Origin of the sequence: Hyalangium versicolor, assembly GCF_020103695.1 — a bacterium.
In the GTDB taxonomy this organism is placed as follows: Bacteria; Myxococcota; Myxococcia; order Myxococcales; family Myxococcaceae; genus Hyalangium; species Hyalangium versicolor.
Genome location: NZ_JAHXBF010000007.1, coordinates 393,921 through 419,653 on the forward strand (window position 1 = coordinate 393,921; position 25,733 = coordinate 419,653).

19 protein-coding genes are annotated in these 25,733 nt (G+C 67.7%); 5 read left to right on the forward strand and 14 right to left on the reverse strand.

All coding sequences use genetic code 11. The annotated features are described in order from the left end of the window. Positions 1 to 23: 23 nt before the first annotated feature. A complete protein-coding gene (locus KY501_RS17320; RefSeq protein ID WP_224364275.1) occupies positions 24 to 2,075 on the reverse strand; it encodes a methyl-accepting chemotaxis protein in 2,052 nt (683 codons plus the stop codon). A 147-nt stretch (positions 2,076 to 2,222) separates the two neighbouring features. On the opposite strand from KY501_RS17320, the gene KY501_RS17325 reads away from it, so the two are divergent. Next, complete coding sequence (locus KY501_RS17325; protein ID WP_224364276.1) at positions 2,223 to 3,251, forward strand: histone deacetylase family protein; 1,029 nt, start codon at positions 2,223 to 2,225, stop codon at positions 3,249 to 3,251. A gap of 21 nt (positions 3,252 to 3,272) precedes the next feature. On the opposite strand, the gene KY501_RS17330 is transcribed toward KY501_RS17325, so the two are convergent. Next, positions 3,273 to 3,671 carry a response regulator gene (locus KY501_RS17330; protein ID WP_224364277.1) on the reverse strand — a complete coding sequence of 133 codons (399 nt, stop codon included), beginning with the start codon at positions 3,669 to 3,671 and terminating at the stop codon, positions 3,273 to 3,275. Positions 3,672 to 3,976: 305 nt separating this feature from the next. Here KY501_RS17330 and KY501_RS17335 point away from each other — a divergent pair, with 305 nt between their 5' ends. Then, positions 3,977 to 5,815: an ATP-binding protein gene (locus tag KY501_RS17335; protein WP_224364278.1), complete on the forward strand. Its 1,839-nt coding sequence runs from the start codon at positions 3,977 to 3,979 to the stop codon at positions 5,813 to 5,815. 79 nt (positions 5,816 to 5,894) lie between these two features. Further along, a complete protein-coding gene (locus KY501_RS17340; protein WP_224364279.1) occupies positions 5,895 to 6,656 on the forward strand; it encodes an SDR family NAD(P)-dependent oxidoreductase in 762 nt (253 codons plus the stop codon). A gap of 9 nt (positions 6,657 to 6,665) precedes the next feature. Here the strand turns inward: KY501_RS17340 and KY501_RS17345 are convergent, their stop codons facing one another. Together KY501_RS17345 and KY501_RS17350 are read right to left on the reverse strand one after the other, a co-directional pair. After that, positions 6,666 to 9,320: a penicillin-binding protein 1A gene (locus tag KY501_RS17345; protein WP_224364280.1), complete on the reverse strand. Its 2,655-nt coding sequence runs from the start codon at positions 9,318 to 9,320 to the stop codon at positions 6,666 to 6,668. Next, a complete protein-coding gene (locus KY501_RS17350; RefSeq protein WP_224364281.1) occupies positions 9,317 to 10,282 on the reverse strand; it encodes an RluA family pseudouridine synthase in 966 nt (321 codons plus the stop codon). The genes KY501_RS17345 and KY501_RS17350 overlap by 4 nt, the downstream gene beginning before the upstream one ends. Before the next feature lie 43 nt (positions 10,283 to 10,325). On the opposite strand from KY501_RS17350, the gene KY501_RS17355 reads away from it, so the two are divergent. After that, the gene (locus KY501_RS17355) at positions 10,326 to 11,786 is read left to right on the forward strand and encodes a pentapeptide repeat-containing protein (protein ID WP_224364282.1); all 1,461 of its coding nucleotides are present in this window, start codon (positions 10,326 to 10,328) and stop codon (positions 11,784 to 11,786) included. A gap of 75 nt (positions 11,787 to 11,861) precedes the next feature. Here KY501_RS17355 and KY501_RS17360 read toward each other — a convergent pair whose 3' ends face one another. From KY501_RS17360 to KY501_RS17405, 10 genes are all read right to left on the reverse strand, one after another. Next, on the reverse strand, positions 11,862 to 12,878 hold the full coding sequence (locus KY501_RS17360; protein WP_224364283.1) for an Rpn family recombination-promoting nuclease/putative transposase: 1,017 nt from the start codon (positions 12,876 to 12,878) through the stop codon (positions 11,862 to 11,864). 108 nt (positions 12,879 to 12,986) lie between these two features. Continuing rightward, entirely contained in the window at positions 12,987 to 13,574 is a 588-nt protein-coding gene (locus KY501_RS53640) for an MOSC domain-containing protein (RefSeq protein ID WP_309242969.1), read from the reverse strand. A 13-nt stretch (positions 13,575 to 13,587) separates the two neighbouring features. Continuing rightward, positions 13,588 to 14,565 carry an MBL fold metallo-hydrolase gene (locus tag KY501_RS17370; RefSeq protein ID WP_224364284.1) on the reverse strand — a complete coding sequence of 326 codons (978 nt, stop codon included), beginning with the start codon at positions 14,563 to 14,565 and terminating at the stop codon, positions 13,588 to 13,590. 111 nt (positions 14,566 to 14,676) lie between these two features. Beyond that, a complete protein-coding gene (locus KY501_RS17375; RefSeq protein ID WP_224364285.1) occupies positions 14,677 to 15,591 on the reverse strand; it encodes a DMT family transporter in 915 nt (304 codons plus the stop codon). A gap of 28 nt (positions 15,592 to 15,619) precedes the next feature. Further along, a complete protein-coding gene (cax, locus tag KY501_RS17380) occupies positions 15,620 to 16,762 on the reverse strand; it encodes a calcium/proton exchanger (protein ID WP_224364286.1) in 1,143 nt (380 codons plus the stop codon). A 71-nt stretch (positions 16,763 to 16,833) separates the two neighbouring features. Continuing rightward, the gene (locus KY501_RS17385) at positions 16,834 to 17,799 is read right to left on the reverse strand and encodes a GNAT family N-acetyltransferase (protein WP_224364287.1); all 966 of its coding nucleotides are present in this window, start codon (positions 17,797 to 17,799) and stop codon (positions 16,834 to 16,836) included. Further along, positions 17,789 to 18,547: a P-loop NTPase family protein gene (locus tag KY501_RS17390; protein ID WP_224364288.1), complete on the reverse strand. Its 759-nt coding sequence runs from the start codon at positions 18,545 to 18,547 to the stop codon at positions 17,789 to 17,791. Before KY501_RS17390 ends, KY501_RS17385 begins: the two co-directional genes overlap by 11 nt. Before the next feature lie 17 nt (positions 18,548 to 18,564). Beyond that, entirely contained in the window at positions 18,565 to 18,708 is a 144-nt protein-coding gene (locus KY501_RS17395; protein WP_224364289.1) for a hypothetical protein, read from the reverse strand. 5 nt (positions 18,709 to 18,713) lie between these two features. Beyond that, positions 18,714 to 24,539, reverse strand: a complete 5,826-nt coding sequence (locus KY501_RS17400; RefSeq protein WP_224364290.1) for an FG-GAP repeat domain-containing protein — start codon at positions 24,537 to 24,539, stop codon at positions 18,714 to 18,716. 61 nt (positions 24,540 to 24,600) lie between these two features. After that, positions 24,601 to 24,948 (reverse strand): PqqD family protein, encoded by a 348-nt coding sequence (locus KY501_RS17405; protein WP_224364291.1) that lies wholly within the window; start codon positions 24,946 to 24,948, stop codon positions 24,601 to 24,603. A gap of 206 nt (positions 24,949 to 25,154) precedes the next feature. On the opposite strand from KY501_RS17405, the gene KY501_RS17410 reads away from it, so the two are divergent. After that, positions 25,155 to 25,724 carry a cytochrome c oxidase assembly factor Coa1 family protein gene (locus KY501_RS17410; protein WP_224364292.1) on the forward strand — a complete coding sequence of 190 codons (570 nt, stop codon included), beginning with the start codon at positions 25,155 to 25,157 and terminating at the stop codon, positions 25,722 to 25,724. Positions 25,725 to 25,733 lie beyond the last annotated feature (9 nt).

The following is a 25,733-nucleotide window of genomic DNA, read 5'->3' on the forward strand; positions in this document are numbered from 1 at the left end:
TGCAACGGTCCCGACCCGCTGCGTCAGACGCGGAAGCGGCGGACCTCGCCTCTCAGCACCTCGGCCTGCTTCTGCAGGTGGTCGATCGCCTCCTCGAGTTGCTTGACGGAGCGTGTCTGGTGCTCGGACACGCTCTTGATGGTCTCCACGGCCTTGAGCACCTGCTCGCTGCCCTTGGTCTGCTCCTTCTGGGCGCGGTTGAGGTGGGTGACCATCTCGTTGATGCTCTCGATGGAGCGGGTGATCTGCTTGCTGCCCTGCGTCTGCTCCTGGCTGCTGCGCTGCACGTGCGCGGTGATGGCCTTCATCCGCTCGGCGCTCTTGATGATCTGATCGCTGCCCTTGGCCTGCTCGTTGGAGGCCTTGGAGATCATCGACACCGTCTCGGAGATGCGCTGGATGGCCGTCGTCACCTGCCGGCTGCCGCGGGCCTGCTCCACGGTGGCGCGGGCAATGGCCTTCACCATCTGCGTGGCCTTCTGGGCGCTGTCGTTGATCTTCCACAGCGCGCCCTCGGCCTCGCGGCCCAACTGCACGCCCTCCTCCACGTTCTTCACGCCCTGGTTCATGACGGCCACGGCGTTGCGGCTCTCGTCCTGGATGCTGCGGATGAGCTCGGCGATCTCCTTGGTGGATGCGCCGGTGCGCTCGGCCAGGTCTTTGATCTCCTCGGCCACCACCGCGAAGCCCTTGCCGTGCTCTCCCGCCTGCGCGGCAATGATGGCGGCGTTGAGCGCCAGCAGGTTCGTCTGCTCGGCCACGTCGTCGATGACGTTGAGGATGTTGCCGATGTCCGAGATGCGCTTGCCCAGGCTCTCGATGACGCCCGCGGCGGTGCGGCTGGTGTCCTTGATACGGTCGATGCCCGTGAGCGTCTTCTGGAGAGACTCCACGCCGGACTGGGCGTCCTCGGACACCTGCTCGGACAGGCGCGCCGTCTCATTGGCATTCGTCTCCACCTGGCCGATAGACGAGTCCATCCGCTTGATGGAGCCGTTCGTCTCGTCCGTGGAGGAGGACAGCGCGGAGATGTTGGTGGCCACCTCGCGGATGGAGAAGGACATCTCCTCGATGGCGCTGGTGGTCTCCTCCACGCTGGCGGCCATGGACTGGACGTTCTCGGCCACCTCGTCGTTGGTGGCCGCCATCTGCACGATGGAGGAGCTGCTCTGCTCAGCGCTCTGGTAGAGCACCTCCACGTTGTCCGCGATGCCCCGCAGGCTCGCCAGCATCTCCACCATGGAGGACGAGGTCTCCTCCACGCGCGCCTGCACGGTGCCCGCGCCCGAGGACACCGTGGTGCCAGTGCGAGAGATCTGCTCGATGACGCCCGCCAGGCCCTCGGACACGCCGCGCACCCGGCCGAGCGTCTCACGCCAGCTCTGGGCGATGCGGTTGAGCGCCTCGGCCAACTTGCCCAGCTCGTCCTCGGTGGCCACGTCCACCCGGCCCGTGAGATCCGACTCGGCCAGCCGGCGCGCCATGGACATCATCGCGTCCAGCGGCTGGAGGATTCGCGCCCGGGTGACGAAGATGAAGATGGGTAGGAACAGCAGCATCCCCACGCCGAACACGCCCAAGACCTTGAGGCGCAGCGAGTACACCGCCTTGGTGATGGAGGAGAAGTTCACCCCCACCAACACCCACCCCTTGTCTCCATCCAGAGCCTCGGTGATGAGCCGATCCCCATTCTCCAGATCGAACTCGGTGGGCATTCCCTCCCGGACCATGCGAGCCACCAGTGCGTCGAAATCTCCTGGCGGACTGCCCACCGAGGCCACGCGCTGGCCGTCCTTGTTCACGATGGAGACGAACTTGAAGTCGTCGTCCCGGCGCATGGGGTCGAGCATGCTGCGCAGCGGGTCCCCGGGCTGGAACGCCATCCCGTCCGCGGCGACGACACGGGAGATCTCCTGAGCCTTCGCGTGCCCGTGGACGGCGAGCCGCGTGTCCAGGAACTCCTTCACCCAGTCCGGCACCACGAAGGACAGTGCCAGGAAGAGAATGGCCTGGGCCGCAGTGAAGAACCCGAAGAGAACTCCTCGAAGACCGAATTTCTGGAAGCGACGAGCCAAGGCTCCGCCATCAAAGGAGGGATTCCACCAAAGGGCAAGGAACGGGAAGGTCGTTTCCCTCCTCGGGACCGGAACAATCCCGGATCACCGTGGATTCTGGCCCACAGGGGGAGTAGGTCCTGGACCCTCAGCCCTGGAGCCTGCCCGATGACGTCTCCAACCCTGCTGCTGACCGATCCCCTGTTCCTCAAGCACGATCCGGGTCCCAGGCACCCCGAGAGTCCGGCCCGGCTGCGGAGCATCCTCTCGGTGCTGGCGCGAGCGCCGGTGGGCGGGACACAGGTAGGACAACCGCGCTCGGCGACGGAGGCGGAGCTGGCCTCGGTGCACACGCCAGAGCTGCGCAAGTACCTGTTGGGTCTGGCGGGGGACTCCGCGGAGATCGATCCGGACACCCACGCCTCGCCGGACAGCTATGACGCGGCGGTGCTGGCAGCGGGGGCGGCGGTACAGGCGGTGGAGGATGTGATGGCGGGCCGGGCGCGCAATGCGTTCGCGCTGGTGCGGCCTCCCGGGCATCACGCGGAGCCTGGGAAGGCCATGGGCTTCTGCCTCTTCAACAACGTGGCCATCGCGGCGGAGACGGCACGGCGGCACGGGGCCGAGCGCGTGCTGGTGCTGGACTGGGACGTGCACCACGGCAATGGCACCCAGGCGGCCTTCTGGGAGCGGAGGGACGTGCTGTACCAGTCGGTGCACCAGTACCCGTACTACCCGGGCACGGGAGCACCGGAAGAGGTGGGAGTGGGCGCGGGCAAGGGCTTCACCGTCAACTGCGGCATCCCCGGAGCGGCCACGGACGCGGACTATGGGGCCGTCTTCCAGGAGTTGTTCCTGCCCATCGCGGAGGAGTTCCGGCCGCAGCTCATCCTGGTCTCGGCTGGCTTCGATCCGCACCGGAGCGATCCCATCGGGGGGATGATGATCAGCGAGCGAGGCTTCGCGGCCATGTGCGCGGCGATGCGGTCGCTGGCCGAGAGCGTATGTGGAGGCAAGCTGGTGCTCCTACTGGAGGGCGGCTACTCGCTGGAGGGCCTGTCTCAATCCGTGCATGCCTGCGTGGAGGTGCTGGCCGGCCGGGGCGACACGTTCCCAGACGGACAGACGACCTCGGATGCGATGGCGGCACTGGCTCGGAGCCGGGAAGTGCTGAAGCCATACTGGCGTCGGCTCTGAGGCGCCGGCCCGGCCTGGGTCCTACCAGGAGGCAATCCCCGGCTGACGAGCCGGAGGGACGAAGCGCGCCACGGTGTCCAGGAGATCGTCGAGGTCCAGCGGCTTCGGCAGGTACCCGGCCACCCCGAGCTGAGCGACCTCCGGAGAGCTGAGGCCCTGCCCGGAGACGACGACCACGGGGATGGAGGCGAACTCCGAGTGGGAGCGTTGCCAGGCGCGGAAGGCCCACCCACTGATGTCAGGCATCATCAGGTCCAGCAGGATGAGGTCCGGCCGCAGGCCATGCTTGAGGGACTCGAGAGCCTCGCGTCCGGTGCTCGCGGTGGCGACGTGGTAGCCCTCCATCTCGAGGGCATCCTGGAGCGACAACAGGATGTCGTGGTCGTCATCGATGACGAGCAGGCAGTTCAAATGCTCCATGGCCCTTCCTCCCCTGCACTCAGGGTGCTGCTGCCCGCGAGCCGCGGCTACCACCGGGTTTCCCGAAGTGCTCGATGGGAGAGCAAGCGAGGCAGGCACCGGGCTGGGAATAATCCCCGGCCACCGCGGAAGTAGCGGCCTGGGAACCTCCACACCCGGCACGTTCGCCCGACCAGACTTACCTAAGTGGGGTAGGCCTCTCTTGACCGCTCGAAGCCATGGAAACGAATCCCTCCAGCCTCTCGCAGAACGGATCCAGGGACGGGCTCGACAGGGGTATGCACTATGAGCTTCCGGAGTCCCCGGTGACGCGCGGGTCGGAGGAAGAGGAGAGCCTGTCCCATGACCCCAGCGCCGAACATTTTCTGCGGTTCCTGTCCGCGGCAGGCCGCCTGCTCGCCCAGCAGCGAAGCGGCGTGCGCAGCCTCTTGCGCGATGTGGCGCGGCTGATCACCGCGCAAGGCCTGGCCGGCTTCTGCCTGGTGGACCTCGTCACCGTGGATGGCCGGCCGCGGCGCATGGCGGCCGTGCACCACGACCCGAGCCGCGAGGCGCAGTTCCGCGCCCTCGCCAGCCACTCGCGCTCGGACACGGCATGCAGCCCCCTGCTGGACGTGCTGCACACGGGCGTGGCCCGGCTCTTCTCGAACTACCCGGTGGAGATCCGCCGGCAGGTGGCGACGCTCCCGGAGCCGCTCGCGGGCCTGGAGTCCTTCAAGCCGCGCTCGGTGATGATGGTGCCGCTGAGGGGGCACCACCGGGTGCTGGGCATGTTCCTGCTGGGCCGCTCCAACGATGAAGCCCCCTATGGGCGGCAGGAGTTGCAGGTGGCTGAGGAGCTGTCGCGCCGGGTCGTTGCGGCCATGGAGAGCCTGCGGCTGCTGCGCCGGGCGCGGCGGGCCGAGCGCAAGGCTCGATTCGTCGCCCGAGCCAGTCAGGCGCTCGCGGCCTCGTTGGACTTCCGCGCGACGCTCGACCAGGTGGCGAAGCTCGCGGTGCCCGTGGTCGCGGACCTCTGCATGGTGGACATGCTCGAGGAGGATGGAACCATCCGTCGGCTGGCCGTGGCGCACCGGGCGCCGGAGAAGGCGGCGGTGGCATGGGAGATGGAGCACCGCTGGCCCTCCCGCCTGGATGACAGCTACGGCCCCGGCCGGGTCATCCGCGAGGGCCAGCCGGAGCTGCGTGAGGTGGTGCCGGCGACGAAGCTGCCGCGCGTGGCACGAGACGCGGAGCACCTGCGCGCGCTGCGCTCGCTGGAGCTCGAGTCCTACCTGGTCGCGCCGCTGCAGGCCCGCGGGAAGACACTGGGAGCCATCACCTTCGCGTACTCTGGCTCGCACCGGCACTACCACAGGCCAGACCTGCGCCTGGCCATGGAGCTGGCGGCGCGCGCGGCCCTGGCGGTGGACAACGCGCTGCTCTACAGCGCCTCGCGCGAGGCGGTGCGGCTGCGCGACGAGTTCCTGGCCGTCGCCTCGCACGAGCTGAAGACGCCGCTCACCCCGCTCAACCTCCGGCTGCAGACCCTGCAGCGCGAGTTGGAGCGCAACGGCTCCATGGTGGATGCCTCTCGCATGCGGGAGCACGTGAGCGTGCTCCAACGCCAGTGCAAGAGGCTCTCCACGCTGGCGGAGAGCTTGCTGGACGTGTCCCGGCTCGAGGCGGGCAGGCTCGAGCTGGACCTGGAGTACGTGGACCTCACAGCACTGGTGCGCGAAGTCGTGAGCCGCTTCGCGGGCCAGTCGGTGCGGACGAACACGCCGTTGGAGGTACAGGCGGTGGCGCCCGTGGTGGGGCACTGGGATCGGATCCGGCTGGAGCAGGTGGTGAGCAGCCTGGTCAGCAACGCTCTGAAGTACGGCGCGGGCCGTCCGGTGCACGTCCTCGTCGAGCACGCCCACGCCGGAGCACGCCTCACGGTGCGAGACGAGGGCATCGGCATCTCACGCGAGCACCTGCCACGCATCTTCGACCGCTTCGAGCGAGCCGTCTCGGCGGAGCACTTCGGGGGGCTGGGGCTGGGGCTCTACCTCACACGCAACCTCGTGGAGGCATTCGGCGGCACCATCCGAGCCTCGAGCGAACCCGGACAGGGCTCCACCTTCGAGGTGGACTTGCCGCTCGCCTCACCCGCGCATTGATGAGGGGACGGGAAATCCCGCGCACGCGGTGCTACAGGGGCCGCGTGGGTTCGAGCAGCAGTCGCGCGGGAGACGACCGATGGCGAAGAACAAGTACGGCACGGCCCTGGTGACGGGGGCCTCGAGCGGGCTGGGGCGAGGACTGGCCCTGTGGTTCGCGAAGCAAGGCACGCGCGTGTTCGCCGCCGCGAGGCGCAGGGAGCACCTCCAGGAACTCGCCGAGGAGGCCCGCGCGACCGGCGGAACCCTGGAGCCCGTGGAGATGGATGTCTCCCGTGCGGACGAGACGTTCGCCCACATCCAGCGGCTCGATGCGGACTGCGGTGGGCTGGACCTGCTGGTGGCCAACGCGGGAGTGGGGCAGGAGACGAACGGGAGACGCTTCCAGTGGGAGCGCGCGAAGCAGGTGCTCGAGGTCAACGTGATGGGGACCGCAGCGACCCTGAGCGCGGTGCTGCCACGAATGGTGGAGCGCAAGCGGGGGCATCTGGTGGCTGTCTCCAGCCTCGCGGCCTTCCGAGGGCTACCGAAGAATGCGGCCTACTCCGGCTCCAAGGCGTTCTTGACCACCTTCATGGAGAGCCTGCGCGTGGACCTGAAGGGCACGGGCGTGCGCGTCACCTGCATCCACCCGGGCTTCGTGAAGAGCGCGATGACGGCGCCAAACAAGCACCCCATGCCCTTCCTGCTGGAGACGCAGGACGCGGTGGAGCGGATGGCGCGAGCCATCGAGCGCGGAGTGCCGGTGTACAGGTTCCCGTGGCAGATGAGCGCGGTGATGAAGGTGGTCACGGCGCTGCCGGACCCCCTCTTCGACGCGATCGGGCGCAAGGTGCGCTGAGCGCCCGCGCTACTGCTGACCCATGAGGAACTGCTGCTCGTCGATCTGGCCCTTCTGAGGAGCCACGTCCTTCGGCTCGGTTCCCTTCTTGAAGAACATGACCTTCATGTTCTTGGAGTTCTCGGAGGCGATCTTCCCCGTCTTGTTGTCGATGGGCAGGCGCACCAATTCCATGCTCTGCCAGGGGTAGAACTCGCTCTGGGGCCGGTCCGCGAGGGCCTTCTTCATGTACTCCAGCCATATGGGGAGCGCGGCGCGGCCACCCGTCTCGAAGCGGTTGAGCGGGTGCGGGTTCAAGTCGTAGCCCACCCACGCCACCGTCACGAGATCGCGCGTGAAGCCGGAGAACCACGTATCGAACGAATCGTTGGTGGTGCCCGTCTTGCCCGCGGCGGGCTTGCCCAGGCGCTGGGCCGGACCACCGGTGCCCTCCAGCACCACGCCTCGCATCAGGTGGGTGGTGATGAAACCGGTCTCCGGAGACATCACCTGCTCACCGGGCTCGAAGAGGCGCGCATAGCCAGCGGCCACGCGGTCCTGCAGCGGCGCCCAGGGATCATCGAACGCGGTGTGGTCCTCGAGCGTGCGGCCGAAGCGGTCCTCGACCTTGCGGATGAAGTAGGTGGGCTTCTTGCGGCCGTAGCGGTTGAAGGTGGCGTACACCTGGGCCAGCTCCACGGGGTAGACGCACGAGGAGCCGAGCGCGGCGGAGAAGTCCATGTTCATCGGCGTGGACAGGCCCAGCGTCCTGGCCCACTCGGCCATGTTCTTGGTACCCACCGCGCCGAACGTCTTCACCGCGGGGATGTTCATGGAGTTGATGATGGCGTTGCGCAGCAGCACTTCGCCCACGAACGCCTCGGTGTAGTTCTCCGGCTTCCAGGCCACCTTGGTGTCCGGATCGTGCTCGACGATGGGCGAGTCCACGATGACAGTGGCCTCGGTCCAGTTGAGCTTCTCGATGGCCGCCGAGTACACCAGCGGCTTGTACGAGCTGCCCGGTTGGCGGCACGCCTGGAAGGCGCGGTTGAACTCGTTGTCGTCGAAGTCGTACCCGCCCACCATGGCGGTGAGGTACTGCCGGTGCGGATCGATGGAGACGAGCGCGCTCTGCGGCTCGGGCACCTGCTCCAGGCGGAAGAGCTTCGGGCCCGTGCCCTTGGACTTCATGGGTCCGGTGCTCAGCCCGCCCTCGACCGGCTTGGAGGGATCCAGCGGCACGGCCTCGTCGTCGGGGATGGCCTCCGCCAGCTTCTTGTCCCACTGCTCCTTGTCGTCCGTGAGCTCCTTCTTCACCACGTGGCGGACGACGAGCAGGTCTCCCACGCTGATGGCCTTCTTGGCCGAGGAGATCATCGCTCCGATGGAGTAGTAGGACTCGGGGTTGACCTTGCGCGCCCAGTGCATGCCGAGCAGCGGCAGCCGGCCGGCGTACGGGCCCACCTGGATGTCGGCGCCCTTGCCGTCGTCATCGATCTTCGTCACCAGCCCCACATAGAAGCGGTTGAGGATCAGCTCCTCCTTGCCCATGGCCTTCTTGGCGCGGTCGACGAAGGCCTTGCGCTCCTCCTCGGTGGCCAGGTTCATGAGGGAGCCGCGCCAGCCCTGGCGCTTGTCCAGCTCCAGCAGGCCGTTGAGCACAGCCCCCTGGGCGGCGCGCTGCCGGTCGCTGTCCATGGTGGTGAAGATCTTCAGGCCCTGATCCAGCAGCACCGGGTTGCCGTAGCGGTCGACGATGTCACGGCGGGCCTGCTCGACGAAGTACGGGGCGAACTCGTGGAACACATCCTCCACGGGGTACACGTTCACTGGCTCGGCGTTGGCCGAGTCATGCTCGGCCTGGGTGATCATGCCCTCGTCGAGCATGCGGCGCAGCACGTAGGAGCGGCGCTTCTTGGCCGCCTCGGGCCGCAGGAAGGGCGAGTAGCGGCTGGGTGCCTGGGGCAGACCGGCAATCAGCGTCATCTCCCCCAGCGTCAGGTCCTTCACGTCCTTGCGGTAGTAGTTCTCCGCAGCGGCCTGCACGCCGTAGCTGTGGTGTCCGAGGAAGACGTTGTTCAGGTAGAGGTAGAGGATCTCCTCCTTGGTGAGCGCGGCCTCCAGGCGCCGGGCGAGGATGGCCTCGCGAATCTTCCGCTTGGGCGTCTTCGCGGTGGCTTCCTTGTAGCCCTCGGCGGCGATGAGCACCGCCTTCGCCGTCTGCTGCGTCAGCGTGGAACCACCCTGCACGCCGCCGCTGCGCAGTCCCAGCTTGGAGGCCACCGTCTTCGACACGGCGCGCACCGTGCCCAGGATGTCCACGCCCATGTGGTCGAAGAAGCTGGAGTCCTCGGAGGCGATGAAGGCCTGCACCAGCCGCTTGGGGATGCGCTCGTAGGGCACCACCTTGCGCCGCTGGTTGTAGAACTCGCCGGCCAGCACCGCGTCGTCCGTGTACACCTCGCTGACGATGGGCGGCCAGTACTCGTCCACCTTGGGGATGGCGGGCAGGTCCTGCGAGAAGATGTAGTACACCGCCAGCACCGCTACGACTCCAGCGGTCGCGCCGGTGAGCGTCGCCCAGCCCGCGAACTTGAGGGGGAACACCCACCAGGGGCGCTTCTTCACTCCGTCCAGAACGAGCTTGGAGCGGCTGCGGTCAATCTTCGGTTGAGGTGTCTTCATGACGGTTCCAGCGCAGCTCTTTTGAGTACGTCCTTCAGCTCTGGAGGCAACTGCGCCTCCACCGTCACCTTCCCGCCGTGTTGGGGGTGAGGAAATTCGATGCGCTCGGCGTGCAGGAACAAACGTTTCAAACCCCACCGGGCCCGCACATCCCGGTTGAAGGCAAAGTCACCATACTTCCTGTCCCCAGCAACGGGGTGTCCCACTGAGGCCAGGTGCCTTCTTATCTGATGAGTGCGCCCGGTCTCGATGGAGCAGGAGAGCAGCGCCACCTCGCTCGACTGCCGTACCACCCGCCAACGGGTGATGGCCTCCTGCATGTTCACCCCTCGACGGGCCTTGGACTCGGCTGTCTGCTGGTGTTCAGAGAGCGGCAGATCGATGACTCCCGAGTCCTTGGGCATCTTGCCCTTCACCAGGGTGAGGTACCGTTTGCGGGATTTACCCTCCGTGAAAACCTCTGTGAAGTGGACCATTGCCGGCCGGCGTTTGGCCACGAGGATGACACCGGAAGTCTCCCGGTCCAGTCTGTGGGCGGGCGAGGCGGTGAAGTCGTTGCGGACGGCCTTGGGGCCCAGGTAGGCGCGCACATAGTCCACCAGGGTGCCCCCGGTAATCCCACTGCCGGTATGGACGGCCATGCCGCTGGGCTTGTCCACGGCCATCATCCACTCGTCCTCGAGGAGGATGACCAGTTCCTCGGGGTCCACGGGGGGTGGGGGGGGCGGGGGGCGAGGCCCGGAGGGGCTGGGGCCGGTGAGCTGCTTCTCGTCGCCCCGGATGGTGATGACGTCTCCGGGGGCCAGGAGCTGCTCGGGCTGGGCCCGCTTGCCGTTCACGCGGACCTTCTTCACCCGGATCATCTTGAAGAGATGGCTGGTGGGGACGGAGGCCAGGCGCTTGCGCAGGTACTTGTCCAGCCGCATCCCCGTACTGTCCTCTTCGATTCGGTACTCGATCATTTGTTTTGCGCCGGGACCAGACCATACGAATAATGGCCGGTCCATGCCGAAGGCTCCCAGTATCGAGAAGCTCCTCCAGAATGGTTCGGCCGAGTGGAACAAGCTCCGCAAGGCCGGTCAGGTGCCAAGCGACCACACCGGTGCCACGTTCACCCAGCTCTTTTCCGCCAACGCGGACCTGTCGGGCTTGGGGCTCGTGGGCTCCGAGTGGGAGCGGTGCGACCTGTCGAAGATCAATTTCCGCGACTCGGACCTGTCCAACGCCTACTTCCATGGGGGGCGGCTACAGGACTGTGACTTCCGAGGAGCCAACCTCGAAGGGGCGACCTTCGAGAAGCTGAAACTGCTGCGCTGCGACTTCACCGGGGCCAAGGGGCTGGACGACCTCGAGATGGAGGACGTGGACATGGACCGGGTGGTGGGCCTGGATGGCGAGGAGGCCCCTCCCCCGCCTCCGCCTCCGGCGCAGGGGATTACGGCCTTCACGCGCGAGCAGCGGGAGAAGGCGCTGGGCGCCACGGCCGCGGCGGTGATGGGGCCGGTGAGCGAGGAACTGCCGCCGTTCAAGCCGCAGGATCCGCCGGGGGCGCTGTTCTTCCGGGCGCTGAAGCGGCAGGCGGCACCGCCGGTGTGGGTGCTAGACGTGCCGGGGCTGAGGCCGTTGGTGCCGCAGCGCCTGCCGCCGGGCTCGTCGCTGGAGGCCCTGTACCGCGAGGCGGTGAAGTCCCGGCTGGAGAACAAGAAGCCGGGGGCAGACCCGGGCGCGGTGGAGCGGGCGCAGAAGGCGCTGCGGATGGGCGGGAAGGACGCGGCGGTGGCGGCGATGTACCTGCGCGAGGTGGGCGTGCTGCCGCTGTTCCGGTTCTCGGCGGCGAAGGTGTTGAAGGACGCGCTGCGGGCGGAGGTGGAGGTGGATGACCTGACGGGCTCGATCGACCCGCGGGTGACGGGAGCGCTGCTGGAGCTGCGCCTGACGCACGAGGTGGTGGAGCACCTGCAGGAGACGCGGCGGCGGCTGGCGGCAACGCAGCTGTACACGGCGCTGCTGGAGGCGGGCTTCAACCCGGAGAACAACTGGGAAGAGGCGCTGGAGTCGGCCGAGCCGGCGATGGAGCTGGCTCAGTTGGCGACGGGCGAGGACCGCAACGCGCTGTTCGAGGGCTTCCAGGTGTTCGCGGCGCTGCCGGACGAGGCGCGGCTGCGGCGGCTGGCGTACCTGGCCGAGTCGGTGACGAACCTGGAGCTGGTGAGCCGGCTGCCGGAGGGGATGGAGCCGCAGTGGCTCACCGGGCCGGAGACGCGCGAGTGCCACGACCGGGAGATGACGTACGTCCAGGCGCTGAAGGCGGCGGACATTCCGGCGAAGGTGCCGGCGCTGGCGAAGGCGGAGCTGGGCGTGCCCGAGGGCGAGGTGCCCGAGGAGAGCGAGGACGACCTGTTCGTCCACTTGCGGTGCGACGTGTGCGGCAAGGAGAAGCTGATCGTCCAGTCGCAGATGGAGTGAGCGCGGCGACGCACCTCCCTGAAATGAGCCCGGCGAAGTGTGCCGGGCTTCTCGTTTCCTGCTACCGCGACGACTTCACTGCGTGAGGTCGTCCAGAACATCCGACAGGCGCGTAGCTGTCAGGGCCCGATCGAACCACCGATCGAGAGTCGCCAGGTCCGTGCACGACAAGATGCGCTGCCGACTCGAGTCATCGACGTGGATTCCCCGGGCAGCAAGCGCCCGAAGCACGGACTCGGCTATTCCCTCAGCCTTCGCCTGGACCTTGACCTTCCGGTTCCATGCCAGGAAGCGCTCCGCCATCTGCTCTTCCAACCAGCTCGACATCATGTCCTCCGCTCGCTGGGTACCAACCGCCGATCTTAACATACCCACTGCGGCACTTTGCGCGGGTGGGTCCGCCACACGTAACAGGTAGTGGAAGACGGCCTTCAAATCGTCGACTCCGTGGAGGTCGGCATACACCTGAGCGGCGAGCGCTGCCCAGCCGGGCAACCGCTTTTCCAGTTCCTTTGTACGCCCGTAGGCCAACAGCAGGAGAACCAGCCGCACCACGGGTGGCCCGGGACGGGCCATGAGTGACTCCTCACGCTCGATCGTCAGGTCATCGAGCAGGTACTCGAAGCGTGGCACGAGCTTGTTCCAGCGTTCCTCCCCTCCTCTCCCGTCTGGCACATCGAAGAGTTCTTCCACTCGGCGGGGAGCGCTCCAGGCCCCACCCGCCCCATGGTACAGAACCAAGGGGATGATGACGGGCAGCAACACGTGGCCGGAGTTCTCCTTCCGCCAGTGTTCGAGCTGGCGCACCACATAGCGGAGCATGCGCAGGGCCATCCAGCGGTCCACGGACGACTGGTGTTCCAGCAGGACGTAGAAGAGCACCGGCCGCCCACCGGAAAACCGTGCTGAGAAAAGCAGGTCACTCTCCGTTTCCCGCAACTCCGGGTCCACCACGGAATTGGGCTCCCTCCGCAAGGTCGACCAGTCCACCCGAGCCACCACGTGGGGAGGCAGGGTCGCACGCAGCTCGGCTTCGGCCCGCTCGGGCTGACCGAAGGTGAAGCGCGCGAGGAGGTCGTGAGGGCCGGACATGCGCCGAGCCGACACAGCACATCTCGGGCCAACGCCCCTACCCAGGGAGTTACTGGCGCCAGGCCGTCCAAGACAGTCCCAAACCGTCTCGAATCGGAGACGGTCCGTCTACTCCGGAGACGCAGGCCCCACGGAGTACGTCACCGCCTGCGGCACCACCACCCTCACCTTGTCCCCCGGCCGGATGAGGCCCGGACGCTCCACCCACCCCACCAGCCCGCGCCGCTGGTGCGCCGCCTTCACGAAGCGGCCCGAGAGCCCCTCGAGCCCCGTGTAGTGCGCCTCCAGCGCCCTGCCCGCCTTCCGGCATGGCTCGTTCTCCCCATCCACCACCAGTGTCGCGTCCTCCGGAAAGAACAGCCGCGTCCCCGGCGGAAGCTGCGTCAGGCGCGGCACCCCGGCCAGCTCCAGGTTCGCGCCCAGCCACGCCGCGAGCACCTGCGGCACACCCAACGCCTCGGCGATGAGTTCCAACTCCTCCAGGGACACGATGGACACCTGACGCGTGTTGCGCACCAGCGTGCCCCTCGGGAACCAGGGCGTGCGCACATCCGCCTTCCGCGTCAGCCCCGCATGCCGGTCTCCCATAAAGCCCTCGAGGCTCACCTTCACCTCGGGCACATCCCGCGTGACGAGGTTCTTCGGCTCGGGGCCGATGAGCACTCGAAGCGTCCTTCCCATGAGGGGCGTGCTCACGACTCCCTCCTCTTCAGAAGAGCGCCAGTTGCTGCGGCTTCCCGCCCAGCGCTCGCGCGTCGATGCCCTCGTCCCGCAGCACCTGCGCCAGCTCCTCCTTGAAGCCGTGGTGAGTGAGCACCTCGCGCGCACCCGTGGCCTTCACGTAGTTCACCAACGAGGGACAGTCCGCGTGGTCCGACACCGGGAACGCCACCTGCGCCCCGTAGCGATACGCCGCGCCCGGATCCAGCGCCCAGCCCGTGAGCACCGCCGTCGCCCTCGGCCACAGCCCTGACAGGCCTCCCGCACGAGACAGGTGCGGAGGGAAGAACAGCACCTCTCCCGGCTCCACCTTGCCTTCGAAGCGGCGCACGCGCTCGATGGCCACCCCCAGCTCCGCGTAGAGCTGCGTCATCTCGAAGATGGACGCATGCGCCACCAGGCCGAAGCCCCGGCTCGAGAGGTACTTCATCGCCTCCTGGCTCTTGCCCAGCGGATAGCCGAGCAGCACCGGGACGGCCCCCCGCTCCAATTGCATGCGCACCCACGCCTCGACCTGGCCCAGCACTTCGTCCTTGGGAGGAAACCGGTAGCGCGGATGGCCGAACGTGGCCTCGATGACCAGCGTGTCGCACTCGGCCACCTGCACGGGCTCGGCCGTCAACGACGGCGCCACGTTCAAGTCCCCCGTGTAGACGATGCGCTTGCCGTCCGAGCGGATGACGCGCAGTTGGGCACTGCCCAGGATGTGCCCGGCCGACAGCAATTCCAGCGAGAGCGAGCCCAGCTCGAAGATCTGGTTGTACGGCACCGAGAGCGGAGCCCCCACCGGCCCCAGCCGGTGCGTCATGAAGCGCAGCGTGGCCGCCGTGGAGATGGTCCGCTCGTGACGCGCGATGTGGTCCGTGTGGCCGTGGCTCACGAAGGACAGGGGCGTCTTGCGCGTCGCGTCCAGCGACAGCGGGGTCCCCGTCAGGTGCAGTCCATTTCGCCTCAGCTCGACACTCATGCGGAAGCTCCCCGTATCACGCGCCTCCGGCCGCTGGACTCTCAATGTAGAGCCTGTCCGCCCGTCGCCCCAACACCCGAGCAACCTTCCCCGTCTCCATGCAGCGCGCCCTCACCCCTGAGCAGCCTCGCGTGTGCGCCACCGATCCCACAGCACCGAGCCAAGCTCCGACACCAGCACGCTCAGGATGATGAGAAGCCCACCCACCCATTCGCGCACCCCGAGCTTCTCGTACCCGATGGCCACGGAGAAGACCCCAGCGAACACGGGCTCCAGCGAGTAGATGATGGCCACACGCACCGCGGAACTCCGGGCCTGCCCCCACGTCTGGACGCCGAGCGCCAGGGCACTGGCGAAGACGCCACAGAAGAGCACGGCCCCAATGAAGGCCGGCGTCCACGCCACCCGCACCTCCACGAGAGGGAGACACGCCACCGACAGCAGCGCCACCACCCACAACTGCACCGCCACCAGCGCGTTCACGCCCTCCTTCGGTGCATAACGGTCAGTAAAGGAGATGTGGAACGCATACGCCACGGAACACCCGAACGTGAGCAGGTCCCCCCGGGACAAGCCCTCCGAGCCCACCTCCGCACCCGTGAGGTAGTAGAGCCCGACCGCCGAGAGCACCACCCCCAACAAAGAGGACGCGCGAGGCACCCGCCGGAACAGTGCCAGCATCACCAGCGGAACCAGCAGCACATACATCCCGGTGATGAACGCGGAACGCGAGGGCGTGGTGTCCGTCAGCCCTACCGTCTGCAGCGCGAAGCCCAGGAAGAGGAATACGCCCAGCACGGCCCCGCGCCGCAGGTTGCTCGGAGCGAGCAACTGACGCCCGGTCAGAACGCTGAGCACCGATGCGCCCACACCGAAGCGCATCGCGAGAAACGAGAAGGGATCAGCATGCGCCAGCGCATCCTTCACCACCACGAAGGTGGTACCCCACATCACCGTGAGGGCCACCAACGCACCCTCCGCTTGGAGGCGGCTCCGGCGCTCCTCATGGGCTGCTGCTTCGGACATGGTCGGGGCCGTCACCGGGCGTGCGGCTTCACGGAATGAAGAAGAAGGTGACGCCGAGGATCGCGTACACGCCCAGCAGCATCACTCCCTCCAGCCAGTTGGACTCGCCATCCAGCGCGATCAGCGTCACCGCTCCGACGCCGATGCCAATGCCCAACACCTCCATGTGGCTGAACTCCAGCGTCATGTGCTGCTGCATCGGGATGGACACCAGCACCAGCACCGGCGCCACGAAGAGCGCGATCTGCTTGGAGGACTCGAAGGCGATGTTGAACGCCAGGTCCATCTTGTTCTTCAGCGACATGATGATCGCCGTGGAGTGCTCGGCCGCGTTGCCCACGATGGCGATGATGATCACGCCCACGAAGGTGTGGGTGAATCCGAACGTGGCGATGGCCGCCTCGATGGCGTGCACCAGGAACTCCGCCACGATGACCACGCCCAGGGTGGCGGCCAACAGGATGACCGTCGCCTTCTTCGTCCCCCAGGGCGGCAGTTCCTCCTCGGTGCCGTGGTCCTCACCCGCGTACAGGTGCGCGTGCGTCTTCAGCGCGAACAGCAGCGACAGTGCGTAGACGAACAGCAGGATGACCGCGATGGCCACCGACATCGGGAAGATGACCGCATCCGCCGCCGGCCCGCGGAAGGCGTGGAACAGGTCCGGGATGGACATGGCGGTGAGCGCCAGGAACATCATCGCCGCACCAGACAGGGCCGCCGTGGTGTTGAACTTCTGCCGCTCGTACTTCAACCCGCCCGTCAGGATGGAAGCGCCCAGCACCAACAGCAGGTTGCCCAGGATGGCGCCCGTGACGGAGGCCTTCACCACCTCCACCTGTCCGGAGCGAAGCGCCGCCAACGCGATGATGAGCTCCGCCGCGTTGCCGAACGACGCGTTCATCAGCCCGCCCAGCCCGCTGCCCAGCTTGTGGGAGATGACCTCGGTGGCCTCGCCCATCAGTCGCGCCAGGGGGATGAGCGCCACCGCGCAGAGGATGAAAGTCCACGTGCCCGGGAAAAAGAAGTGCGAGGCGACCGCCAACGGGAACGCCACGACCAGCAGCCCCATGAACACGCGATCCGAGTTCAGCCACGGATTGCCGGGCCCCTCCGCGGAAGGAGACGAGGACGCGGCAGCGGGCGGCGGCGTTCCAGGGGACGATGAGCTCACGGGGGCCTCGAGGGAGATGCGGCACGGAGCTTTTGGCCCACCCTGCCCCCCGCGCGCAATCCCCTTCCATGTCAAATCAACACGCGCTCCAGAACGACCAGAGGCTTGAGACCTCCCGAGGCGCTCCACTCGGTGTTCACTCGCTGAGTAAGTTCGGGGGAGGACTCCTGGAAACCCGCCCTGCGGAACGTCCTCAGCGAGGCCATGTTGTCATCGTCGATGTCCGCGAAGATGCGGTCGGTGCCCTGCCGCCGGGCCTCGTCCACCAGGCAGGTGATGAGCTGGAAGGCGATTCCCATCCGTCGCGCCCGAGGCGCCACCACCAGCGAGCGCACCCAGAGCCCCTCCAGCTGCAGGCCCTCCTGACGGTAGTCATCCAGGTACGCGAAGCCATGCAGCTTCCCCTTCCGATCAAAGGCCCCCACCGCCGCGCCTAGCAGGCCCTCTTCGCGCGTCCAGCGCCCCAGGAGTTGCTGGCGAAGGAAACCCCCGGGCACCAGCAGCCGCTCGCCCGCGAAGACCAGCAGAGCGTCCAGATCATCCTCTCGGAGCAGGCGGACCTCGAGCTGCCCGAGCCACCGCTGCCGCAGCGGTCGGGACCAACCGGACACGGTGAAGTCGCGGAGCTGGCGAAACGCCGCGCGCGCCTGGGGGCGGGTCCAGAGCCTGGCGAGGAGCCGGTGCCCCAGGAAGAGCGAGGGGCTCGCCAGCCGAGGCAACGGGAGCAACCAGGCCCCCCGGCGCAGCGCGGTGACACGTCCCAGCGGCACGCCCACTGGATCCTGCTTGCCCAGCAACGAGGCCGTCACCACGGGCTGCGTGGACACCACCACGTGCGCGACGAGCTTGCGCCCCACCCTCAAGAGCGCCACATCGCCGCGGACGAGCTCCTCGGGAGCGCACCGCAGCACGCGGACCGAGTCCCCGCTGCGCAGCAGCGGATACAGGCTCCGCCCGGCGCCTCGCAGCCAGAGCTGCTTCCCGGGAGGAGTCCCCTCGACGAGCGACGCGAGATCCGTGGGGTGCTTACTGGCCATCGAGCCACCCTCTCACGAAGTCCGCAGCCGCCTCGTGCTTTCTGAACACGAAGCGCCGGAGAGGCACCTGCTCGCAGATATGGCTCAGGCGCTGGAGGACCTCCCCCGGAGAGGCCTCTCCCGGAAGCGGCCGGAACACCTGCCCCATGAGCGCCGTGATGGCCTCCTGCGGAGCCACCTCCTCCATCCGTTCCTCCGGGCCTTTGTGCAGCACGAGCACGGCCGCAAGCCTCGCACGAGCCAGGGACGAGGGAAGATCCAGATCCGAGCAGAACGGGCTGCCCTCCACTCGAGCCCCCGGATAGAGCGCCACCACCTCATCCGAGAGAACGTCCGCTCCGGCAGCCTGGGAGCACAACCGGGCAAAGGTGGACTTGCCAGCCCCGCTGGGCCCGATGGCCACCACTCCCTGCCCCTGGAAGGCCACGGCTGCCGCGTGCAGGAGCAGGCCTCCCTGCCGGAGCGTGGCCAACTGCATCCCCACGCGCAGGGCCAGCTCCGTATCGAGCTCCTCTCGCGGAGGCTCCACGCGAACCATGTCCCCCTCCACCTGGAATCTCGCCCCGGAAGGATGGCGAGGATCGAGCGGCGCCCCCTGCCCCGAGCCCAGCGTCTCCGCCCTCAACCGCAGACGGGCCAGGCCCCCGGAGGCAGCGAGGAAGGGAGCCAACGTGCACCGCTCGCCCGCCCGAGCCAGGAGCTCCTCATCCACGCCCACGCTCCAGTCTCCGAAGCGCAGCAGCCGCATCCGCCCTCACCCCGCCGTCAGCACTCGCCCGTCTCGGGATCGATAATGCAGCTCGGGGTGAACAGATCTGGCACGAGGAGCCGTTCGGAGCGCACCTTCGGTGGCGCATAGGCCTTTTTCTTCTGGGGTTCAGCCTTCTTCGGCTGCTCCGTCGTCGCCATGGGGGTCAATAGTACACCACGACCCGGGCGGGATTCGACTGGCTGTCGCCCGCGGCCAGATCCGGCTTTCCGTCTCCGTTGAAGTCCAGAATCGTCACGCTGATGCCCAGCGCGCTGGTGGACTCGAGCTTGGACTGGGCGAAGCCGTTCTCCTCCTGCGTGTCGAACTCCGCCCCGTTCACTCCTCGGTTGTAGAAAACGAACGCGGAGCCTCCTGGGATGAAGTTCTGGCCAATCGCGATATCCGGGCGGCCATCCCCGTTCAGGTCTCCCTGAGCCACCGAGTTGCCGAAGCGGCCGCCTCCTTGAATGACCAGCGGCGGCGTGGTGAAGCCCGCCGAGGTGCCATCCCGGTACACGAAGACCTTGCTCTGGGTGGCCATGCCGACCACGAGGTCCAGACCCGGGCCTCCGGCCAGATTCACTCCGCCCACCGCCTCGGTGCCAAAGCCGGTGATCGCATTGCCGGTCGAGTTCGGATCCTGATGGAGCACCTGGAGCGCATCGGACAGGCTGACCGCGCTGCCCGGGAGCGCACGGACAGCACCGCCCGAGTACACGTAGACGTTGTTGAGGGTCTCGTGGGACGAGGGGATTGTGAAGTCCGGCACTCCGTCTCCGGTGATGTCCCCGAGCCGGACGTAGCCGCGCGACCGGCCGAAGAAGGGAGTCCCCGCCGGTGCGCTGAAGACCTTGTCCGCGCTGCTCGTCGCGACGACGCAGGAGGCGGTGGGCGAGCAACCCGTGCCCAGGGCCCGCCATGCGTCCTGGGAGCGCCCGTAGAAGAGGTACACCTTGGGCGGACTCTCGGCGTGAGAGCTGAGCACGAGCTCCTGCAGCCCATCGCCGTTGATGTCTCCGATCATCTTCGCGGCTCCGCCCAGCGAGGCTCCCGCGATGTTCGGGACGTTGCGGAACTCGATGGGGCCCGTGGTGTCCACCGTCGTGCCCTTGCGGCCGAAGTAGAGGAACGCGCGGCCGCCGGTGCTCGAGTACCCGCGCACGCCGACCAGCAGATCCTGGACCTGATCGGTGCCCGTATTGCCGACGTCGCCGACGTCGAAGTCACTCCCGTAGAACTGGGACCCGGTCTCCGGCAACGTGAGGTCCTGCCGGACTGGAGGGCTCGCCGCCGGATCGCTCGAGCCGTAGTAGACGTACGCGGTTCCGGGAGTGCCCGAAGCAGCGGCCACCACCAGATCATCCCGGCCATCCGCGTTCAGGTCTCCACGCGAGGCGATGTAGAGGCCGTAGTTGCTGCTCGCAGCGCCAGGATTGGTGACGGTGACCTGCCTCCAGAAGTTGTCGATCGCAGGCGTGGCCTGGAACGGTGCGTAGTTGCCGATCTCGTCTCGCGGTCGGAGCTGGATGGAGTACCGCGCCAGAGGCGGCAACGTGAGCGTGTAGCTCGTGGTCGCCGCCGGGAGCAGTGCTCCCGTCTCCTGCATCACCTTCGGGCTGAAGAAGGTCGCCTGGTCCGCGATGCCGTTCGGGAGTTGGGAGTTGATGGTCCATCGCAGGTCGTAGCCAGCGACGACACCCGAGAGCCCATCATCCCCGCTGGCCGTCCACGCCACCTGCACCTTCGCGGCGCGCTCCTGGCCCGTCACCAGCGTCCGGGTCACCGTGGGTGCATCCGGAGGCACCACGTCCACGGTGGCCGCCACGGTGTGGCGCGCGATGTTCCCGGAGACATCCTGGACCCGGATCTCGAACGTGCCCGTGGTGTCCTGGGGCAGCGTCACCGGGACATCCAGCGTCTCCGGATCGCCCGTGAGGGTGAACTCCGAGGAGACAGAGTTGCCCTGGTAGAAGGCCTGCACCTTGCTTCCGGCACCCTGGGTCACCGTGAGGGTGAACTTCGCGTTGGCATCACCGCCTGGCGACAGGTCCACCACGTGATCCGGCGCGGGCGTGGGGAAGAGGAAGGCGTTCGTGTCGGCCACGAAGAAGAGCGTTGTCGGCGAGGGAGAGACGGAGGTGATGAGCGGCGGCGAGATGTCCACCGTCACGTCCACGAAGTCGACCGAGCGCTCGGCGACGGCGTTGAAGACGTCCACGGTGAGCCGCGTCTGCTCGCCGTCCACCAGAGTCAGATCGAAGAAGAAATCTCCCGTCGAGGCATTGGCGGTGGTGGTGGCTTCCGCTGCCGAGGAGGACCCGCGATAGAGGGATACCTCGCGCCCGCGACAATCGAAGGTGTTTCCTGCCAGGCGGTACTGGAGTCCCGCGGTAGCCGGGTCCCGATCATCTTGGGCGAGCAGCGTTGCCACCGGAGACGCGGGGGTCGTGATCGTGATGGCGCATCCAGGCACGCGCACTTCGACGTTGGCCGCCGAGTCGCTGTCCGAGTTTCCCGCCGGGTCGCTGGCTTGCGCGGTGACGGTCTGCACACCGACGGGGAAGTTCAGGGTGCCCTGCGCCACTCCTGACACCACCTGCAGATCGCCCAGGGTGACCGGCTCGCTCGAGCCCATCTGCGAGACGATGCGAACCGTGCTCACGTCCGCCCCTTCCACGTTCACCTGCACGGGCAGATCGGTGCTGTTGTAGAGGGTGTTGGCGGCAGGCGTGACCAGGGTCACCGTCGGCGCATCGAGGTCCACGGTGAGCGTGCGCGTCACGGTCTCGCTGTGATTGCCTGCCGTGTCCGTGGCTACGATCGTCAGGATGTACGTTCCCGAAGAAGGCAGGGTGAACTCGCGTGAGGCCTCCAGGCCCGAGGGAGTAACGTCCACAGCCCCCCCAGGAGACAGTTCCATATGAACTCCCCCTGTGCCCACGTCCGCGTCGGTATTGACGGCAACGCGGAGTTGGAAGCCAGCGGCAGCCGAGGCGTCGTCCGCAATGCCGAGTGCCGTCCGCGTCGGGGCGCTCAGCACCAGGCCCGGCACCACCGGGTCCAGACCGAATGAGAAGAAGGCCGCCGTGTTGAGCGGATAGAACTCCGTGGGATTGGTCACCCGGTTCGGGTTACCAGCCTGATCCGTCACGGTGACAACGAGCGAGTAGTCCGCCGCAGCCCCCGTCGGCATGGCCGAGAGCGGTACCGTCACCTGACCTCCGGTGGCACTGGCCTGGCCATAGACGATGCTGAGGTTGGCGGCGCTGCGCACTTGCACTGATCGCCCGTCCTCCAGCCCATCCACTTTGATGCGCAGCTCGGGCGGGTTCGAATGCAGCTCGTCGGCGTTCAACCGCTTGTCCCCGTTCTTGTCTCCGAGCAGCTCCACGGAGCTCACCACGGGCTCGATGCTGTCCACGGTGACGGCGACCTCCAGCGATGTGGAGATGACTCCATCCTCCAGAACTGCCTTCAGACCATAACGTCCGTCCGGGTAGGTGAAGTCCGGCACGTAGGAGGGCACGTTCGCGGCCAGCGTGAACCACGTCGAACCGTCCCTACATGGCGCGGCGCCCGTCGTGAGGGCCACGCTGGTGCAGATGTCCACGACGGCTCGCGAGGAAGCCCCGGGAGCATTGTATTTGAGCGGGGCCTGGATGCCGGCCTTCCCCGGAGTCGCATCCGATCGGACGAGGTAGACCGGAGCGGGCGAGCCCGAGGGGATCTCCAGCGTGATGTTGCCGGGCTGGGTATCCACGAGCAGCAGCACCGTGACACAGGCGGTCGTGCCTCCCGGGCCGATGAGCTCGGCTCGCAGCACATTTGCGCCCTCCTCCAGCTCGATGTCATTGAAGGTCTTCTCCTGGTCCGTCACGGCCACGGGGATGGAGGCCACCTCCGTCGCTCCGCGCAGCAGCCGCAGTGTCCCATTTGCCGTGGCCTCCACGCCCAGGCGCACTGACACGGTCAGGCCTCCACCAATCCGGATGATTCCGTCCGTGGGGCCCAGGTAGCGGCCGACCGCGGGGGACAGGAAGGTCAGCGCGCCCCCGGCGAACGCCAGCGTCAGGTCCTGGGTCTTCGAGAAGGTGTTCTTGGCGAGATCCTCGGCCGTGAGCTGCAGCTGACACGTTCCCTTGGCTGGCACGGAGATGTTGCGAAGCAGCAGCACGCCATTGGCATCCGCCTGCCCCGTCACGCCCGCCGTCAGGTCGCAGCCGGTGGCCGTCACCGAGGCACGCGGTTCGGTGGTCACATCGAGGGAGATCTGCATGCCCGGGCTCAGAGAGGTGTCATTCAGCTCGGACCCGAGCGTGGTCTGCCCCACGGGCTCACCGTGCACGTGGAATTCCAGCGTGGGTGCCAGGGTGTCGACGCCGAGCGAGAGCGACTGGCTCGTGGCCCCGGGACAGGTGGCCACGAGGCGATACTCCCCGTCCATCAGCTCCGGGAGCGAGAGCGACACCGGGCCCGAGGACGCCGTGACCGCGCCATTGACTCGCGCCTTCTCCACACCGCTGGAGTCAATGGCCACCACGGTGACTGCCCCGACCCCGGAGTCCACTCGCACCTGCACGGGCAGCGCAGAGGTCGGGTGGACGAGAAAACTGTCCTCGGGAGAGATGATCGCGCAGGTCGGCTGGCGCGGAGCGACGGACACGGTCTCCGCCGTGCACTGCTCCAGGCCCGCGACGTTGCTCACGCACGCCTGGAGGGTGTTGCTGCGATCCGCCGCCAGGTTCACCGTGAAGGAGGCCTCGCGGTTGGCGCCCACCTGCACCGTGGCCGCCCGCTGGGGCCGCGCGAACCGGCCGGTCACCGATGTGAAGAAACGCACCTCCGTACCCTCGGGCAGCGAGTTCGCCTGAGCCTGCACCTGCAGTTGGATGCCGTTGCTGGGGTTGCCATCCGCATCCGCACTCGGGTCGATCGTCTTCGGGGCCACGATCTTGAGGGTCGGCGCGGTGCTCGCCACCGTGACGGGGATCTCCCGGGTGGTGACGTTGCCTCCGCTGTCGGCCACGCGCAGCGTGAAGGTGTACTGGCCATCCGTCGGCACGGTGACGGCGGGGAACGTCACGCCTCCACTGCCCACGGGAACGAGGATGTCCGGGACGCCCGCGCGCGCGAGGGTCGCCGCCACGCCCGGCTCCGTGCAACCCACGGTGGCCTCCACCTTGAACGTCGTGGTTGCCACCGGCGCCACGGGAGAGGCGACCTCGATCCGCGGAGCCACCGTGTCCAGCTGGATGTTGCGCTTGGCGGACGTCACCTCCTGGGTGCCGTTGCGCACCACCGCGTAGCACGCGGCCTCTTCGGTCTCGCACGCGGACTGAGTCAGCGTCACGGACACCTGCGTCAGCCCGCTGCTGTTCACGGTGAAGTCCGTGGGCGGTACGCCGCAAGCATTCTCGCAATAGAGCGTGCCCGCCTTCCCCGCCAACCCCGAGCTCCTCAGAGAGAAGCGCAGCTGGTAGCCCTCCGCGTCCGGATCCGCGTCATCCGTCTCGCGGAGCACCTGGCCCTCGGAGGGCTGGGTGAGCTCCACGCTCGGAGGCTCGTTGGACACCGTCACGCTGATCTGCCGGGTGGCCGTGCGGTGCGAGCCCTCCTCCTCCACCGTCACCTGCAGCAGGTTGGTGCGCGGCTCCAGCAGCGTGCCCGGGAAGCGCACGGTCGCCCCGTCGATGACGGCGTCCGGGCCCGGCTTCCACGTCACATCGGAGGCCGTCTTCTGCTCCAGCTTCGCGCTGACCAGCTTCACCGGCCGGTCCGCCGTGTCCCGGGCCTCCGCCACCACCTCGTACTGGAAGCCGTCCGTGGCGGGATCAGCATCCTCCGTCAGCGCCAGCCGCTGCCCATCCGTGGGCTGCACGAAGGACACCGCGAGCTGTGACTCGACAGGGGGCTCGCCGCAAGAGCACCCCGAGGCTCCCCATACCAGGGCGACACCCACCAGCAGCCATTGCCATTGCGCTCGGCGCATACGTCTCTCACCCCTCGGCGGACTCCAGCGGCCCGCCGTTCACGGCCCGAGTGCCCGGCCTTCACGGCCCGAGCACCAGCACCTTCTTCTCCACGAGGAGGCGCACGAAGGAGAGCGTGTCCTCACGGCACACCTCCGGCTCCACCTCGAACTCCTGGCACAGCACCGTCACGATGTCCGCCACCGTCCGCCGCCCGTCCACCAGCTCCACGATGCGCTCGGCCACCGCGGACACCTGCCCCTGCTCGTCCTCGAACCGGTGCATGAAGTCGTCAGGCCCGGCCGCCATCAACTTCCCCGCCACGCGCTGCACACCCGCCTCCGGGTGGAGCCGGGGCACGGCGCTCAGCACGTCCCCGCCCGCGCCCACGGGCCGCTTGCCAAGTCTGTTGGGAAGGAATGCAGCCACGGCCATCTCCCGGCGGCGTGCCCTCCGGCCTGGGGCCCCCCGGGCTTGCAAAGTACGAGGCCATGCTACCCGCTCCGTCGCGTCTGCACCAATCGTCTGCCTCTCGCCTGCTTCCTGCACAAGGCTCTGTGTAGCTTTCCGCTAACCGCGTATGACGCGGGCGAGCCCGACCCATTGCGGTGGGCAAACCTCGAGAGGGTCCCGACATGACGCCGGAAGGCAACATGGCGCCACAGCCGAGCTGGTGGAGCCGCAACTGGAAGTGGGCGGTGCCCGTGGGCTGCCTGGGCGTGATGGCCTCGTGCTTGTGCTTCGGAGTCATCGCCGTCGTCACGGGCCTCTACGCCACGAACAAGAGCCCGGCGGCCCAGAACGCCCTGGCCATCGCCATGGCGGACTCAGAGGTACAGGCGACCCTGGGCACGCCCATCCGAGATGCGGGCAACTGGCAGAGCTCCGTCTCATACGTGAATGGGCAGAGCCAGGCCCGCTTCGGCATCCCCTTGGAGGGAACGAAGGCCCAGGGCCTCCTCCGCGTCGAGGCCACCAAGACCGGGGATGACTGGAGCTATCAGGTGCTCCAGGTGGAGGTGCCCGGGCAGCCGCCGATCGATCTGCTGGACAAGGTGGGCGGTGGAAGCAAGCGAGAGCTGGCGCCCCCCACACCGGATGAGCCTCCGCCCGGCGAGCAGAACGTCCCTGATGGGCTCAACGAGCCCGCCCCGCCGCAAGAGGGCCAGAAGAACGGCGAGAACAAGCCGGACATCAACCTGTAGCCCGCAACG